Annotated in this window: 10 protein-coding genes; 7 read left to right on the top strand and 3 right to left on the bottom strand. The window is 71.0% G+C overall.

The genetic code is table 11. The annotated features are described in order from the left end of the window. Nucleotides 1–206: 206 nt before the first annotated feature. Entirely contained in the window at nt 207–782 is a 576-nt protein-coding gene (locus IEQ44_RS00775) for a GNAT family N-acetyltransferase (protein ID WP_193636518.1), read from the top strand. 33 nt (nt 783–815) lie between these two features. Here IEQ44_RS00775 and IEQ44_RS00770 read toward each other — a convergent pair whose 3' ends face one another. After that, nucleotides 816–1,274, bottom strand: coding sequence for a PaaI family thioesterase (locus IEQ44_RS00770; RefSeq protein ID WP_438861830.1), 459 nt, complete (start codon nt 1,272–1,274; stop codon nt 816–818). 63 nt (nt 1,275–1,337) lie between these two features. Here IEQ44_RS00770 and polA point away from each other — a divergent pair, with 63 nt between their 5' ends. Further along, a complete protein-coding gene (gene polA / locus IEQ44_RS00765) occupies nt 1,338–4,010 on the top strand; it encodes a DNA polymerase I (RefSeq protein WP_319804395.1) in 2,673 nt (890 codons plus the stop codon). Between the two features lie 27 nt (nt 4,011–4,037). Here the strand turns inward: polA and IEQ44_RS00760 are convergent, their stop codons facing one another. Then, on the bottom strand, nt 4,038–5,288 hold the full coding sequence (locus tag IEQ44_RS00760) for an oligosaccharide flippase family protein (RefSeq protein ID WP_193636516.1): 1,251 nt from the start codon (nt 5,286–5,288) through the stop codon (nt 4,038–4,040). A gap of 123 nt (nt 5,289–5,411) precedes the next feature. Between IEQ44_RS00760 and IEQ44_RS00755 the strand changes: the two genes are divergently transcribed. Together IEQ44_RS00755 and IEQ44_RS00750 are read left to right on the top strand one after the other, a co-directional pair. Then, entirely contained in the window at nt 5,412–6,659 is a 1,248-nt protein-coding gene (locus tag IEQ44_RS00755) for an acyltransferase family protein (protein ID WP_193636515.1), read from the top strand. Next, complete coding sequence (locus IEQ44_RS00750; protein ID WP_193636514.1) at nt 6,656–7,804, top strand: hypothetical protein; 1,149 nt, start codon at nt 6,656–6,658, stop codon at nt 7,802–7,804. The genes IEQ44_RS00755 and IEQ44_RS00750 overlap by 4 nt, the downstream gene beginning before the upstream one ends. Here IEQ44_RS00750 and IEQ44_RS00745 read toward each other — a convergent pair. Next, nucleotides 7,798–8,547, bottom strand: coding sequence for a class I SAM-dependent methyltransferase (locus tag IEQ44_RS00745; RefSeq protein WP_193636513.1), 750 nt, complete (start codon nt 8,545–8,547; stop codon nt 7,798–7,800). The genes IEQ44_RS00750 and IEQ44_RS00745 overlap by 7 nt on opposite strands. A gap of 97 nt (nt 8,548–8,644) precedes the next feature. Between IEQ44_RS00745 and IEQ44_RS00740 the strand changes: the two genes are divergently transcribed. The 3 genes from IEQ44_RS00740 to IEQ44_RS00730 are packed head-to-tail and all read left to right on the top strand — an operon-like array spanning nt 8,645 to nt 16,337. Beyond that, the gene (locus IEQ44_RS00740; protein ID WP_193636512.1) at nt 8,645–12,700 is read left to right on the top strand and encodes an alpha-(1->3)-arabinofuranosyltransferase domain-containing protein; all 4,056 of its coding nucleotides are present in this window, start codon (nt 8,645–8,647) and stop codon (nt 12,698–12,700) included. Next, nucleotides 12,697–14,568 (top strand): hypothetical protein, encoded by a 1,872-nt coding sequence (locus IEQ44_RS00735; RefSeq protein WP_193636511.1) that lies wholly within the window; start codon nt 12,697–12,699, stop codon nt 14,566–14,568. Before IEQ44_RS00740 ends, IEQ44_RS00735 begins: the two co-directional genes overlap by 4 nt. Next, on the top strand, nt 14,508–16,337 hold the full coding sequence (locus tag IEQ44_RS00730; protein ID WP_193636510.1) for an MmpA family trehalose lipid delivery protein: 1,830 nt from the start codon (nt 14,508–14,510) through the stop codon (nt 16,335–16,337). The genes IEQ44_RS00735 and IEQ44_RS00730 overlap by 61 nt, the downstream gene beginning before the upstream one ends. The last annotated feature ends 2 nt before the right edge of the window (nt 16,338–16,339 follow it).

Below are 16,339 nucleotides of genomic sequence, written 5' to 3'. Positions count from 1 at the left end.
CTGGTCAACGTAGGGCGCACGGCTGTGACGGAGAACACGCGACACCGGGCTGTTGCCGAACCGTTATCCGCGGCGCCGCTGGTCTAGCCGGGCCGGCAGGACGAGTCCCGACAAGGATGTCCACGACGGGTCGTCGTGCGAGTACGCTGGTCCTCGGTGCTCGGGGGCGCAGGCACCATGGGTCGGCTCATTGCTGGAGGTGTCACATGTCGCGTGCGTCCGTGCTGCTCAGGACCGCTCTGCCGTCGGACGCGACGGCACTGCGCGAGTTGTGGAGCGACGTCCTGCGACCCACCACGCGCGAGGAGCAGGTGGCCGACGTGCTCGCCATCCTCGAGGCGGCCGAGGGTGACCCGGACACTCGCGTCGTGGTCGCCGAGATCGACGGTCAGGTCGTCGGTGCCGTGCACCTGCGCGCCGGGGTGGTCTCCACCCTCAACCTCGAGCGAATGGTCCAGGCGTTCGCGCCCCACGTGATGCCCGGCCACCACCGACGCGGAGTGGGCTCGGCGCTCATGGAGGCGGCCACCGCCTTCGCCGAGGAGCGCGGGATCGGGTTGGTGGGAGCGGCCGCGCTCTCGGCCTCGCGGGACGCCAACCGCTTCTTCGCGCGCCTGTCGATGGGACCGGTCGCCGTGCTGCGCGTCGCCTCGACGGTCGGTCTGCGGCAGCGCCTGCCAGGCGTCCGCCCGGCTCGCTCGGCCGGTTCCCCGAGCAACCGTCACATCGACAAGGTCCTGGCGGCCCGACGAGGCCGTCGGCAGGCGCGCGTCAGCTCGTGAGCCCACGTCAGGTCAGGGCCCGAGGGGTCAGCGTCAGCGTGGCTCGATGAGTGCGCAGGTGATGCGCGAGGTGCACAGCCGACGGCCTGCCTCGTCGGTGATCACGACCTCGTAGCAGGCGCTCGTGCGACCCAGGTGCACGGCGGTCGCGACGCCCGTGACGACGCCTTCGCGGGCTGAGCGGTGGTGCGTGGCGTTGATGTCGACGCCCACCGGCACCCGGTGGGGGAAGCCGTGGACCGCCGAGCCCACGGACCCCAGGGTCTCGGCCAGCACCACCGAGGCGCCCCCGTGCAGCAGCCCGTACGGCTGGGTGTTCCCTGCCACCGGCATGGTCCCCACCACCCGCTGTGCGGTGAGCTCGACGAGCTCGATCCCCATCTTGTCGTTGAGGGCGCCGTTCATCGACTTCATCTGCTGCAGCATCTCGGCCGTGGGGGCCTCCAGCAGGGCAGGGTCGACCTCGGGCACGTCCCACTTCTTCTCGCTCATGGGCGCCATTGTGTCCGACGGCGTCGAGGAGCGCAGGGGGACCGGGCGGCTAGGGTTCTGGTCGTGACCGAGACGTCCTCACGCCCCCGCCTCCTGCTGCTGGACGGCCACTCGTTGGCCTACCGCGCCTTCTTCGCGCTGCCGGTGGAGAACTTCTCCACCACCACCGGGCAGCACACGAACGCGGTCTATGGCTTCACCTCGATGCTCATCAACGTGCTGCGCGACGAGCAGCCCACGCACGTCGGCGTCGCGTTCGACCGGTCACGCCAGACCTTCCGCCTGGAGGAGTACTCGGAGTACAAGGCGAAGCGCAACAAGACGCCGGACGAGTTCAAGAGCCAGCTCCCGCTGATCCAGGAGGTGCTGGACGCGCTGCACATCCGCCACCTGTCGCTCGACGGCTACGAGGCCGACGACATCATCGCCACCCTGGTGACGCGCGCGACCGCGGCCGGGATGGAGGTGCTGATCCTCACCGGCGACCGCGACTCGCTGCAGCTGGTCAGCAAGGACTCCACCGTCCTCTACCCGATGCGCGGGGTCTCCGAGCTGGCCCGCATGACGCCGGACGCCGTCGAGGAGAAGTACGGCGTCCCGCCGCACCGCTACCCGGAGATCGCTGCCCTGGTCGGCGAGGACTCCGACAACCTGCCGGGCGTGCCCGGCGTGGGCCCGAAGACCGCGGCCAAGTGGATCAACCAGTTCGACGGTCTCGACAACATCATCGCCCGCGTCGACGAGGTGAAGGGCAAGGCAGGGGAGAACCTGCGCGCGCACCTCGGCGACGTCATGCGCAACCGACGACTCAATGCCCTTGTCTGCGACCTCGACCTGGAGATCGGTCCCGACGACCTGCTTCGGCGCCCGTGGGACCGGCAGGAGGTGCACACGCTCTTCGACGGGCTGGAGTTCCGCGTCCTGCGCGACCGTCTCTTCGAGTCGTTGAGCTCCGAGGAGGAGCTCGTCGAGTCCGGTCTCACGATCGAGGGCACCGTCCTGGGCCCCGGTCAGGTGGGGCCCTGGCTGGCGGCGTTGGGCCCGGAGCCGGTGGGCGTCCACGTGAGCGGCGCCTGGCGCGCGGGCACGGGACGGGTGGACTCCATCTCGTTCTCCACCGCCGAGGGGCACGCCGCGCACCTCGATCCCTCCGTCCTCGACGCCGACGACGACGCGGCGCTCGCGGCCTGGCTCGCCGACCCCGAGCGGCCCAAGGTGCTGCACGACGCCAAGGGGCCGATGCTCGCGCTGGCCGCCCACGGCTGGGTGCTCCGCGGCCTGCACAGTGACACCGCCCTTGCGGCCTACCTGGTGCGTCCCGACCAGCGCAGCTACGACCTCGCCGACCTCACCGTCCGCTACCTCAAGCGCGAGCTCACCGACGACGCCCCCGGCGACCAGGGATTGCTGTTCGACACCGACGACTCCGTCGCCGCGCCGGCAATGGCCCGGGCACAGGCAGCCGTCGAGCTCGGCGGGGTGCTGGAGCACGAGATCGAGGAGCACGGCGGCACCGACCTGCTGGCCCAGGTGGAGCTGCCCCTGGTCCACATCCTCTTCAAGATGGAGCAGACCGGCATCGCCGTCGACCTTCCCCACCTCGAGGGGCTGGAGCAGGAGTTCGCCAGCCAGGTGCGGGAGGCTGCCGAGGACGCCTACGCCGTCATCGGCAAGGAGATCAACCTCGGTTCGCCCAAGCAGCTCCAGGTGGTCCTCTTCGACGAGCTCGGGATGCCGAAGACCAAGAAGACCAAGACCGGGTGGACGACCGACGCCGACGCGCTCGCGTCGCTGTTCGAGAAGACCGAGCACCCCTTCCTCCAGCACCTGCTGCGCCACCGGGACGTGTCCCGCCTGCGGCAGACGGTCGAGGGCCTGGTGAAGACGGTGCAGCCGGACGGACGCATCCACACCACGTTCAACCAGATCATCGCCGCGACCGGACGCCTCTCCAGCACCGACCCGAACCTGCAGAACATCCCGGTACGCACCCAGGCCGGCCGCCGCATCCGCGAGGCGTTCGTCGTGGGGGAGGGCTTCGAGAGCCTGATGACTGCCGACTACAGCCAGGTCGAGATGCGCATCATGGCGCACGCCTCCGGCGACGAGCTGCTGATCGAGGCGTTCCGGTCGGGCCAGGACTTCCACTCGTCCACCGCCTCGAAGGTCTTCGGCGTGCCCGCCGAGGACGTGACGCCCGAGATGCGGGCGAAGATCAAGGCCATGAACTACGGGCTGGCCTACGGGCTCTCGGCCTTCGGGCTGTCACAGCAGCTCAAGATCACGCCGGGGGAGGCGAGCGTCCTCATGGACGAGTACTTCCAGACCTTCGGCGGCATCCGCGACTACCTGCACGGCGTCGTCGACGAGGCACGTCGCTCCGGGTTCACCGAGACGGTGATGGGACGTCGCCGCTACCTTCCCGACCTCACCAGCGACAACCGTCAGCGGCGGGAGATGGCCGAGCGGATGGCGTTGAACGCGCCCATCCAGGGGTCGGCCGCCGACCTGGTCAAGGTCGCCATGCGGGAGGTCGACCGGGCCCTGCGTGAGGCCGGCATGTCGTCCCGGATGCTCCTGCAGGTGCACGACGAGCTGGTGCTCGAGGTGGCGACCGGCGAGGCCGAGGCGCTGGAGGAGCTGGTGCGCACCCACATGGGTGCCGCGGCCGAGCTCTCGGTGCCCCTGGACGTCTCGGTGGGCACCGGGCGCAGCTGGCACGACGCCGCGCACTGAGCGCGGGCGTCCGCGACGACCGTTCGCTCAGACGAGGGCCGAGGCCGGGGTGCCGTTGCTGCGCGGCGCCCGGAGCAGGTAGTAGCTGACTCCCACCAGGAGCACGAGCAGCGCTGAGTCGACGAGCACGACCCAGGTCAGCAGCGCTCCGAGGCTGTCGGTGGCCAGGCCGCCCACCACCATGGCGGCAAAGGCGGCCCACACGGCGTAGGAGGAGCGGCGGCCCTGACGCGCCAGCACCGAGTAGATCACCAGCTGCAGCAGCGCGAGGGCGGTGCCGAGCAGGGTGAAGACCCACAGGTCGTCACGGATCTCCGCGAACTCCTCACCGCCGACCAGGAAGAGCACGGTCGGCGAGAGCAGTGCCACTGCGGTGGTGCAGGCGATCCCCAGGGCCACGACGCCCAGGAGGCTCTTGGTCAGGGCGCGGGTCCGTTCGGCGGCCGACGCCATCGCGGGGAAGGCGACCACGACGACGAACTGCGGCAGGAAGGTCATCATCTTCGCGAGGATGAGACCCGCTGCGTAGAGACCTGCGTCGTGGGCGTCGAGGGTGTTGCGAGCCACGATGACGTCGACGTTCGACAGGGCGAAGAAGGCGAGCAGCGCCTGGGAGTTGTAGAGCGTCTCGCGCAGGATGGCCGCCGTGGTGTGCGCGTTGCTCCTCGCGCCGGTCGTACGCACGCCGCGCAGGATGAAGCGGCCCAGGACCACCGGTGCGAAGGCGCCGAGCGCGACCGCCAGGAACGCCACCTCGACGTCGGCGCGCCAGCTCAGGAGCGCCAGTCCGAGCACCAGCCGGGTGCCCCCCGACATGTAGACCAGACCGAGGGCGAGCCAGCGCCGTTCTCCCTGGAGGATCCCGGCGTAGCCCCCCACCAGGGTGAGGGGCACAGCGGCCACGGCGACCATGACGGCCAGCGAGAGGTTGTCGAGCTTCAGCACCCGGTCGACCGCGGGGGCGAGCAGGAGGAGGACGAGCCCGAGGCCGACGGCGAAACGCCACACGATCCGGAGCATCGCGGCCTCGATCTGGGCCACGTTCTCCGGGTGGGCGGAGATGCGGCGGGCAGCGGTGGCCTGGAGGCCGAGCGCTCCCACGCTGATGACGAGCAGGAGGTTCATGACCGCGGCCATGGCACCGTACTGACCAGGTCCGAGGAGGCGCGCGGCGACCATGGTGAACGCGTAGTGCGCTGCGTTCATGAGGCCCATGGCCACGGCGATGCCCGCGCCGGTGCTCATGAGGCCGACGGCCCGCTGGGTCAGTGAGGTCACTCGGGGGAGTCTAGGGAATATGCCTACCGGTGGGTAGGGGCGTGGCTCCGCGCCGGTGGACGTCGCGCGGGTGACCGGTTCTTCCCATGAGACAGGTGCCGTCCGACATGCTTGAATGTTGCGGTGGCTGCCACCGAAGTGACCGGAGTCGATCCCACCTCCCGCGAGGTGAAGGACGCCCAGATCTCGTCCCTCACCGGGATGCGCGGCTTTGCTGCGCTCATGGTGGTGCTGATCCACGTCACGGGTCGCACGGAGTACCCGTGGCTGGGGGTCCACGGTTACGGCCCGATCGCCCTCTTCGTGCTCTCGGGCTTCCTGCTCTACCGACCCTTCGCGCGGTGGGTGCTGGGTGTTGCCCCCCGCCCCAACCTCCGCGACTACGCGATCCGACGCGTCCTGCGCATCTTCCCGGCCTACTGGGCAGTGCTGCACATCTGGTACTTCGTCTACCCGGCTGCGGTGCCGTCCTCCTTCGGCACCTACCTCAAGCAGCTGACCCTGATCAACACGCTCGAGTTCTTCGGCCTGGTCCAGGGGCTGCAGCAGTCGTGGTCGATGGGCACCGAGCTGACGTGGTACCTGGCTCTCCCGCTCCTGGCGCTGCTGGCCCACACGGTGGTCCCGAAGGTCACGGCCCGGCACCGGGTCAAGGTCCACGTCGCGATGCTCCTGACCGCACTGCCGGTCTCGGTGGGGTGGCTCTGGTTCGTGCACCACGAGTCGCAGTGGATGAGTGCGGGCATGTGGTTGCCCAAGTTCATCGCCTGCTTCGCCTTCGGCGCCCTCGTGGCGATGATGATGGAGGCCGAGCGGGCCGGCCTGACCACGATCACCCGGGGGCGCAAGCTCATGGAGGACCCCTGGTTGCTCCCCCTGCTGGCGGTGCTCTTCGTGGTGGTGGGCACCTCCGAGTGGGGCGGGCCCCACACCTTCGAGGCGTTGACCCTCTCGCAGGAGCTCGTGCGTGACGGATCCGCCTTCGGCCTGGCCGGGACACTCCTGGTCATCTCCACCTTCTCGGGGCCTCGGGCCCCCTTCGTCAGGCTGCTCAGCACGCGGTGGATGCAGGCGACCGGCAGGTGGTCCTACGGGATCTACCTGTGGCACATGCCGCTGATCGTGCTGCTGGCCTCGGACCGCACCTTCCCCGAGGGCCCCGGTGGCGTCCTGCTGTGGCTGCTGTGGGTGGTCCCGATCTCCTACCTCCTCGGGGCGGCGAGCTACGCCTGGGTCGAGGTGCCGACCATGGGCTGGTCCAAGAAGCTGACCACTCGCTCGAATCGCGGTGGTGTTCGCGCGGCGCGCCCCGGGCAGCCTGCTCCCGCGTCCTCAGGTGGATCCGTGCCGACCGGTGGGAGCGGTGCGTGACCTCGACGCGGCCGGGCGTTCCCCAGGCGGAGGGACCAGCCGCCCCGGACGAGGTGACCCAGGAGGCTCGCGAGGCCGAGGAGGCGCTGCGCCGCGCTCGTGAGGTGGTGGGTCTCTACGGTGACCCCGACGTCACCTGGGGCATCTCGCTGGAGGCCCGCTTCGACACGCCGGTCGACCTGGAGGGGGCGCCGGAGAGGCTGCGCCGCATGGCCGCCGACCACCCCCACCTGGGTGTGGTGCCGGTGGTCGAACGAGTGGCGTCGGAGGCCTGGGCCACGAGCCGGGAGCAGAGTGCCAGTCATGACTTCTCCGACGGGCGCCTGGTGCGCGTGCTCGCCTCCGACGACGGTCGCGACGTCTTCGTCACCGCCCACCACGGGGTCTGCGACGGACTCGGTCTCCTGTCCATCGTCACGGCGGCCACCGGGCGGGAGGTGCGCTCCTCCGCCCGGGGCGTGGGCGACCGGACCTCGAGCCAGAGCTTCCTCGCGTCCAGCCTGCTACGCCTCGCCGAAGCCCTGGCCACTCCGCCGACGCGCTTCAGTGGCTGCGGTGACGCCGAGCCAGGCACACCCGAACGCCTGGTCCAGGTCCGTGAGACGTCGGGGCGGGTCAACGGTGCGCTGCTCTGCGCCGCGCTCAATGACGTGCACGCGGAGTGGCCGCGGCGTCGCACCAGCGGCGGCCGGCGCTTCCTGGTCGTGATGGGCGCGTCGCGGCGCGAACCCGGGCAGAGTGCGCCAGATCGCCAGACTGCCTACTTCCGCATCCCGCTGAAGCGGGGCTGGAGCGTGGACGACGTGCGTTCGGCCATGCGCGCGGTGGAGCCGGAGCCGGCCTTTCCCGAGACGTCTGCGAAGGGGGTCGGGCCGATGATCACCCGTGCCCTGAAGAACCGGCTCGGCTACACGGTCAACGTGAGCAACCTCGGCGTCGTCACGGGGGAGGGCCTCGTCTCGATGGCGATGTTCCCGGCGGTGAACGGCCCGCAGGCGGTGGGCGTGGGCCTGGTGACGACGGGTGCGGGGTCCACGATCTCGCTGCGCACGCGGCGTGACGACTTCAACGACGACGAGGTCCAGCGTCTGCTGGACCTCGTCGTCGGACGTCTGGAGCGGCTGCGCCGCTCAGCTGCTCAGTAGGGGTCGTAGGGCGAGTCGTGGCCGAAGAGCCGGGCCACCGGGCGGAGCTTGAGGCGCAGCAGGACCTTGATGAAGACGTTGCGGATCCACCACGGCATCTCGCCCAGGATGCGTACGCGGTCGGCGGCGCTGGGCCGACGGACGCGGAAGAGTGCCTGGGAGTTGCTGCGGCGCTCATAGGTGATCCGGTCGGAGAAGAGCACGTGCCGCAGGATGCCGAGCGTGACGCCGATCGAGGAGAAGCAGTCGTGGATGACGATGCCTCCGCCCTCGGGCAGGTGGACGCTCCACCTGAGGTCGTCCGACAGGGTCCAGTAGTCGTGCTTGCCGTCGATGTAGAGCAGGTCGAACGTCCGGTCCCAGGTGGGGCGCAGCCCGGTGCTGTAGTCCTGGACGAGCTCCACGACACCCTGGAGGTCGTTGGCGGCGATGTTGCGCTCGAACTTCTCCTTCGTCGACAGGCCGCCGAAGAGACGCCCCTCGACGAAGGGGTCGACGGCGATGACGGTGCCACCCTTGGGGCGCAGGGCCTCGCCCAGGATCACGGTCGAGCGGCCCTGGTGGGACCCGATCTCGAGGACCTTGGCGCCGGGCCCCAGCTTCGTGGCCTCGTCCCACAGGATGCGGGCCTGTCCCTCCTTCAGCCAGCCGGGGACGTCCTGCACCGCGGCCCACGCCTCGGCGAAGGTGAGCGGCGCCTGTGCGCGCTCACGGGAGGCGGGTGGAACATCTGCGTGGGACATTGCTTGGACCCCTCGTGGAGACAGTGTGGTGCAGGTAAGGTGCCCCGCAGGTTACTACTGAGTTGTCGGTTGGCAAGGCGGGATTCTCACTGTGTGGTTGGGGCTGCGTTCGGCATCGACGGACGTCCATCGACGGTTCTGGCCTCACCTCCTCGTGTGGACCGTGCTCATGGGCTTCTCGTTCCTCCAGCGGGTGGGCGAGACGACGTTCGACACCAAGCTCGACCTCTCGGTCGACCCAGGCGGCTTCCTCGAGCGCACCCTGACGGCGTGGAACCCCCTCAGCGCCTTCGGCGAGATGCAGAACCAGGCCTACGGCTACCTCTTCCCGCACGGCGCGTTCTTCGTCCTCGGTGACCTGGTCGGGCTGCCCGAGTGGGTGGTGCAGCGACTGTGGTCGGGGCTGCTCCTCATCGTGGCCTACGAGGGAGCCCGGCGACTCTTCACGATCCTCGACTCACCCCGGCACCGCCCGTGGCTGCCCATGGTCGCGGGGCTGGCGTACGCCTTCTCGCCCCGTCTCCTGGGGCTCTCAGGGGCCCTGACCGGCGAGATTCACCCCAGCGCGATGCTGCCGTGGGTCGTCATCCCGCTCGTGCTGGCGTTGCGCGGCACCCTGAGCCCGATGCTGGGGGCGGCGTGGTCCGGCGTGGCGGTCCTGCTCATGGGAGGCGTCAACGCCACCGAGGTGCTGATGGCGCTGCCGTTGCCGGGCTTCGTGATCCTCTGCGCCATCGGTCACCGGACCGGTCGGCGGCTGGCGATGTGGTGGCCGGTCGCGGTCGTCCTCGCGACCCTGTGGTGGGTCTCCGCACTGGTCACGCAGGGTCGTTACAGCCCGCCGTTCCTCGACTACATCGAGACCTCGTCGGCCACCACGGCTCCTCTGGGATGGGCCAACGTGGTGCGCGGGGCCGACCACTGGCTCTCCTTCGTCTGGGTGGGAGGGCGACCTTGGTGGCCGGGCTCCTACGAGCTCTCCACCGACCCGTGGCTCGTCGGCATCACCGGGGCCGTGGCCGCCCTCAGCATCTTCGGGCTCTTCCACTCCCGGATGCCGTTGCGCCTGCCCCTGGTCCTGAGCGCCCTCGCGGGCGTCCTGCTGCTCGGCATCGGCCACAACGACGTGCTCGCAGGGCCGTTCTCGGCCACGTTCCGCGAGCTGCTAGACGGCGCGCTGAGCCCCTTCCGCAACATCCACAAGCTCGACCCGATCGTCCGTCTGCCCCTCGCCCTCGGGTTTGCGCACGGCGTGGGCGTGCTCGGGGCATGGATCGCACTGCAGACCCGCGGCGTGCGTGACGGCCACGTGAGCCGGTTCGCCCGACCCGTGGTGCTCGGGGTCTCACTGGTCCTGCTGCTCGCCTCGGCGCAACCGCTCTTCTCCGACCAGATCCGCAAGCCGGGGTGGGACGAGATCCCCCAGGCGTGGCGCGACGCCACGACCTACCTGGAGAACCACTCCGGACAGGGGCGCACCCTCGTCCTGCCCGGGGCCGGCTTCGGGCAGCAGACCTGGGGCTGGACGATCGACGAGCCGATCCAGGCGTTGGCGAGCTCGCCCTGGGTCTCGCGCAGCCAGGTCCCCCTGGCGCCCGGCGCGACGATCCGCTACCTGGACGCCATCGAGGAGCGGATCCAGGACGGCGTCGGCTCCCCGGTGCTGGCCGATGCCTTGGCGCGAGCCGGGATCAAGCACGTGCTGGTGCGCCGCGACCTCGACCTGTGGGCCACCGAGGCGCCGTCGCCGGCGCGGGTGGACCAGGCGCTCAGTCTCAGCCCCGGTCTTGAACGGGTGGCCTCGTTCGGCACCGCCTCGGTCGGCGGCCAGCCGATGATCGACATCTTCGTGGTCGACCGCAACGTCCCGCTGCTCGAAGCCGTCGACATCGACGACGTCAAGAGCCTTGCCGGTGGGCCCGAGGACACGTTGACCGCGATGGAGGCAGGTCTGCTCTCGCCCGGTGAGGTGACCGTCAACGTCTCAGAGGAGGGTTGGGACCGGGCTCCCGAGGTGGTGGGCGACGGCTTCCGGCGCCGCGAGCGTCAGTTCGGTCGTCTCTCCGACTCGGTCAGCCAGGTGATGGCCGCGGAGGAGCCCTACCGCACTCGCCGGGCGGCGCACGACTACCCGGGTGTCTCGGAGTCCGACCGGGTCGTCGCCCAGTACACCTCGCTGTCGGCGGTCACCGCTTCCTCCTCGTCCGGGTACGTCGACTCGTTGGGTGCCATCCAGCCTGAGCTCGGTCCGTTCGCCGCGGTGGACGGCACCGAGGCGACCTACTGGCGCAGCGCCCCCCTGGAGGCACCCGACGGCCAGTGGCTCGAGCTGAGGTTCAGCGACCCCGAGCCCCTGACCGAGGTGCGGATCGTCGCCGGCGTCGACCTGGCCTCGACGGTGCCGGTCCGCAAGATCAGGGTCGACGTGGGTGCGCGCACCTTCGAGCGTGACGTGGACCCGGCGACCGGCGAGGTCATCATCCCCCTCACCGGCGCCGCAGCGGACCGGGTGCGCATCACCGTCCTGCAGGTCCATGGCGAGCCTGACCTCGGCTACGTGGCCCTGCGCGAGGTCAGCTTCCTCGGCGTCGACATCGACCGCAGCCTGGTCCTGCCCGACCGTGGCGCCACGGGGGAGTCGTCGTTCGTCTTCCGGGCGCGTCCTCATCGCCGCGCGTGCGTCGACATCGGCTTCGGCCCGCAGTGCGACGTCAGCAGTGCGCGCCCCAGCGAGGAGGAGCACGGCCTCAACCGGCGCTTCGCCACGGCCAGCGACGGCACCTTCACCTTCCGGGCGCAGGCCGTGGCCCGCAGCACGCCGCAGGCGGCAGAGCTGCTCAGCCCCCTGCCCAACCAGCTGCGCGCCAGCGCGACGAGCACGAGCGGGTGGGACCCGTCGGTCTCCGGGCAGCGGGCGGTCGACGGCGACCCTTCCACGCCGTGGATCGCGGCTCCCGGCGACCGTGCTCCGGCGCTCAACCTCGACTGGGGCGAGGAGCGCACGATCAGTCGGCTCACCTTCGACGTGGCGCCGGGGCAGGCGTCGCAGCCGGCGCGCGCGGTCATCGAGGCCGGGGGAGAGCGTCGCGAGGTCGACCTCACCAGCAATTCCCTGGGTTACTTCGAGCCGTTGACCGCGACGGGTGCGCGGATCACCTTCCCCACGGCCGGCTACCGGCCCACCGGCGAGCAGCTGCCGCCGCTCTCCATCGGTGAGCTCTACGTCGAAGGGCTCGAGGACACCAAGGCTCCGTGGTTCCCCGCGCAGACGACCGGTGCCCTGTGCGGCTTCGGGCCCGAGCTCGTGCTCGACGGGACGACCTACGAGACCCGGGTGGTGGGCGAGGTCGGCGAGGTCGTGGCAGGCACCCCCCTCGACCTCGAGGTGTGCGGCCGCAGCGAGATCGACCTCCCCGCGGGCCAGCACCGGCTCTCCGTCTCCTCCACCGACCAGTTCGCGGTGACGTCGTTGACCCTGACGCCGGTCGGCGGCGCGCCGATCGAGGAGGAGAAGCGCGGGCGTGAGGTCGGCATCGTCGACTGGGGTCCGAGCGAGCGGACGGTGAGCGTCGGAGCGGGTCCCGAGGGCGTGCTCCGCATCCCGGAGAACGTCAACCTCGGGTGGCGGGCCACCCTCGACGGCCAGGAGCTCGAGCCTCTGCGGCTCGACAGCTGGCAACAGGGGTTCAAGCTGCCGGCCGGCGACGGGGGCGACGTGATCCTCGAGTTCGTGCCCGACCAGACCTACCGGGTGCAGCTGTACGTGGGTGCGCTGGCGGCGCTGCTGCTCTTCGCCGCCGCCGTCGTGCTCGAGCTCAACCGCCGCGGTCCCTCGCGGGCGCCCGCTGTCCGGCCCTGGCGTTGGTTGCCGGCCGGCTCACGCCGCGTGCAGCTGGTGGCGGTGGGCATCGGCTGGGTGCTGGCCGGCATCCCGGTCGCCGTCGGCATGGCGCTCGGCGCTCTCCTGGTCGGCCGCGCGACGCTCCGTCTGGTGCTACCGTCCGTGCTCGTCCTGGTCGCCACGACGGCCCAGGCCGTGTGGGCCTGGCGTGGGGAGGGAGTCCACGTCGCTTGGACGGACTGGATCGCGGGACTCGCGGTCGGACTCCTGCTGATGAGCCTGTTGCGACCTCCCGGGGAAGGGGAACGATGAGTCACCTCCAGAGCGAGGCCCGACCGGCTGGCCAGCGGGCCCGGCGGCGAGCCGAGACCCGGCGCGAGGAGTTCTCCTGGTGGGCCGAGGCGCGCGACTCCTTCCGGTCTCCGGCCGGCATGGTCGCCGTGCTCGTCATCGCGGTGCAGGCGATCTGGCGTGGCACCACGGTTGCCGGTGGCTTCTTCACCCAGGACGACTTCCTCATGCTGGCCCGCGCCACCGACGAGCCGATGGGCTGGGACCACCTCACCGCCGCCCACTCCGGAGAGTTCTCCCCGATCGGCAACCTGCTCGTCTGGGCGACCACCCAGGTCACGGGGTTCAGCTGGGGCGGCGTCACCTTCGTGGTGCTCCTCCTGCAGACGCTCGCTGCCCTCCTGACGTGGGTGGTGCTCACCCAGGTGCTCGAGGACCGCTGGGTCAAGATCCCTCTTCTCGTGGTCGCGTGCTTCACCCCGCTGACTCTCGGCGCCACCCTGTGGTGGAGCCTGGCCTCGACCCACCTACCCACCGTGGTCCTGCTGCTGGTCGGCTTCTCGACCCTGCTGGCGCACCTGCGCTCCTCCTGGCGTGCGGGGCTGCCGATCGCCGGAGTGGCGCTGGTTCTCGTCCTGCTCTGCAGCGACCGGTCCCTGGCGCTGCCGCTCGTCGCCTTCGTCGTCGTGGCCGCGATGTGGCCGCAGGAGTCCGCAGGGGTGCGTGAGCGCCTGATCGGCACCGCCACCTCCTACGCCCGGCTGTGGCTGGTGCTGCTGGTCGCCCTGGTCGTGCGGGTGCTGGTGGGCGTGGGCCGCGACAACTCCGGCTTCGGCTGGCCCCAGTCCTTCGCAGACGTGCGTCACATCGCCGAGCAGTACGTGCGCCAAGGCATCAGTGGCCTCGTGGGAGGACCGTGGACCGGGACGATGTCGGGCACCGCGCTCGAGCCGGACGCCCGTTGGCCGCTCGCCGTCGCGGCGTTCGTCTGCCTGCTCCTGGCGGCCCCGATCATCCGGTCGTTGCGTGACCCGGTGGTGGCCGTGGCCGGGGTGGGACTGGTGCTGCACTTCGTGCTGGGCGCCGTGGTCCTGATCCTGACCAAGGACGGACTCAGCGCCATGGGCATGGTGTCGCGGTTCGTCGCCGACGTGGCCCCCTCGGTCGTGGTGCTGGTGGCGCTCGCGCTGCGGCGCACGGTCGTGCCCGACCAGGTGCGTCGATTCGTGGTGCCCTGGCCGGGGCTGGCTGCCAGCGTGCTGGCGGTGGCCCTGCTGGTCTCGTGCGCGGTGACGGCACGAGCCATGGTGCCGACGCTCAAGAACGAGGACGATCGGGCCTACGTCGACTACGTCCGGGAGGGCCTGCTGATCGACCCGCGGATCGTCCTGCTCGACGGGCCTGTGCCCGAGGGGATCATGTCGAGCCTCTTCGGCAGCTCGGCACGTGTCTCCACGGTGGTGGGGCTGCTGCCCGAGGAGCCGACCTTCGGGATGCCGAGCGAGGTGCTGCGGATGGTGGACGGGGCGGGCATCCTGCGCGAGGTCGACCTCACCCTGACCGTGCCCAGTGCCCCTGCTCCCGAGGGTGACTGCGGCTACGCCGTGACCGGCCAGCGCACGACGATCCCCATGTCGGGCCCCGTGGCGGCGGGCAACCACGTCCTGGAGATCTCCTACCTGACCGGCGGGGACACCTATGCCGAGGTGCAGGCGGGTGAGGAGACGATTCGCATCCCGATCCGTTCCGGTGTCCACACCATCCAGGTGCCGGTGCGCACCGCCTTCTCCAACGTCACCCTCACCCTCGAGAACCCCGGGCAGACCGTGTGCGTGGGTGGCCTGAGCGCCGGCGTCCCGACTCCGGCACCCCTGATCACCTCGCCGTGAGCCCTGCCCCGGCGGCGGGTGTGCGGGGCGGGCCAGGTGCCGTTCCGCGGTGGCTGCCCGACGCCCTGCTCGCGGGCGCGTTGGCCCTGCTGGTCCTCGGCCCCCTCCTGCCCGGTCGCGGACTGGTCCTGGCCGGCGACATGGTGTTCGTCCCCGACCAACCCTGGAAGGACGCCTGGACCGGCGGTGACGGGGGAGTGCCCAGGGCGGTCCCCAGTGACGCATGGGTCTCGGCGCTCACGACGGTGGTGCCGGGCGACGTGCTCCAACGGGTGGTGCTCGTCGCGATCCTCGTCGGCGCCGCGACCGGCGTGAGTCGCCTGACGTGGTCGCTGCCCTTCATGGCCCGCGCCGCCGCGGCGGTCCTCTTCGTGTGGAACCCCTACGTGCACGAGCGCCTGGCCATCGGCCACTGGGCGTTGTTGTGCGGATACGCGGCTCTGCCCTGGGCGGCCGAAGCGGTCGTGAGGCTTCGCGAACAGTCCGACGTGGCTGCACGTCGCCGGGCCTGGGCGGTGCTGGTCACGGCGCTGGCGGTCGCCGGTTGGTCGTCCCCGACGGGTGGGGTCATGGTGGCGGCGACCGCCGCGTGCCTGGCCGTCGGCCACCTCGCCCTCGTCGGACGTACGCTCGCGGTCTCGCTCGCCGTCAACCTGCCGTGGTTGGTGCCGGCCTTCGCCAACGGCGCCGACCAGCTCGCGCCCGACGTCTTCGGCGTGGAGGCGTTCTCGGCACGGGCCGACACGCCGTTCGGCGTCGTGGGCTCGGTGCTGACGTTCGGCGGGATCTGGAAGGAGTCGATCGTGCCGGCGGAACGGGGAGACCTGCTGCTGGCCGGGATCGGGGGGCTCGTCGTGGCGCTCGCGGTCTGGGGCCTGTGGGTCGGGCGCCGGGAGCGGGTGCTCCCCACAGGGCCCGCCGCGCTGCTCTCCTGCGGAGCCCTCGCCCTCGCCCTCGCCGGCGCGCTGACCGGTCTGCGACCGGTGGTGGACTGGATCGTGCTCGAGGTCCCCGGCGGTGGGCTCCTGCGCGACGGTCAGAAGTGGGCGGCGCCCTGGGCCCTGGTGGCCAGCGTGGGCCTGGGGCTCGCGGTCGCCCGGCTGGCGGCCCTTTCGCGCAGCCACGGGGGCGGATCGGCGTGGCTGGTCGCGGTGGTCCTCGCGCCGGTGGCGGCACTGCCGTCGCTCGCGCTGGGGCTGGGCGGCTTCCTGCAGGCGGACCGCTTCCCCGACGACTGGGACCAGGTCCGCCACGAGATGGAGTCGCTCGACCTGGCCGACGAGCAGGTGGTGGTGCTTCCCTTCTCGACCTACCGCCGGTTCGACTGGACGCCGCGCACCGTCCTCGACCCCGCACCGCGCTACTTCCCCGGACGCATGGTCACCGAGGACGCCCTCAGCGTTCCCGAGGGCACGGTCGGCGGAGAGAGCGCGCTGGCGCGCCGGGTGCGGGAGGCTGACTCCGCCGAGGAACTGACCGAGGTCCTGGCCGAGACGGGGGTGCGCTGGGCGCTGGTGCACCGCAGCACGGAGCCCGGGTGGGAGCCGATCGGCGCCGAGGTGGTGGCGGAGACCGACCAGCTCCGGCTGCTGGAGCTGGCGCCTCCCACGGGCCCCGCGACCTACGACGGCGGCTGGCGTCCCCATGTCTACCTGCTGCTCGACCTGGGTGTACTTCTCGGAACAACGTGTGCGGTCACGGTTCTGCGGCTAGGCTCTCGCCAGAAGAGTCCGCTCCGTGGTCAGGGATTCCCCCCGCAGACCTACTGATG

This window comes from Nocardioides malaquae, assembly GCF_015070385.1.
Taxonomy (GTDB): Bacteria; Actinomycetota; Actinomycetes; order Propionibacteriales; family Nocardioidaceae; genus Nocardioides; species Nocardioides malaquae.
This window is presented reverse-complemented; position numbering and strand designations above follow the sequence as displayed.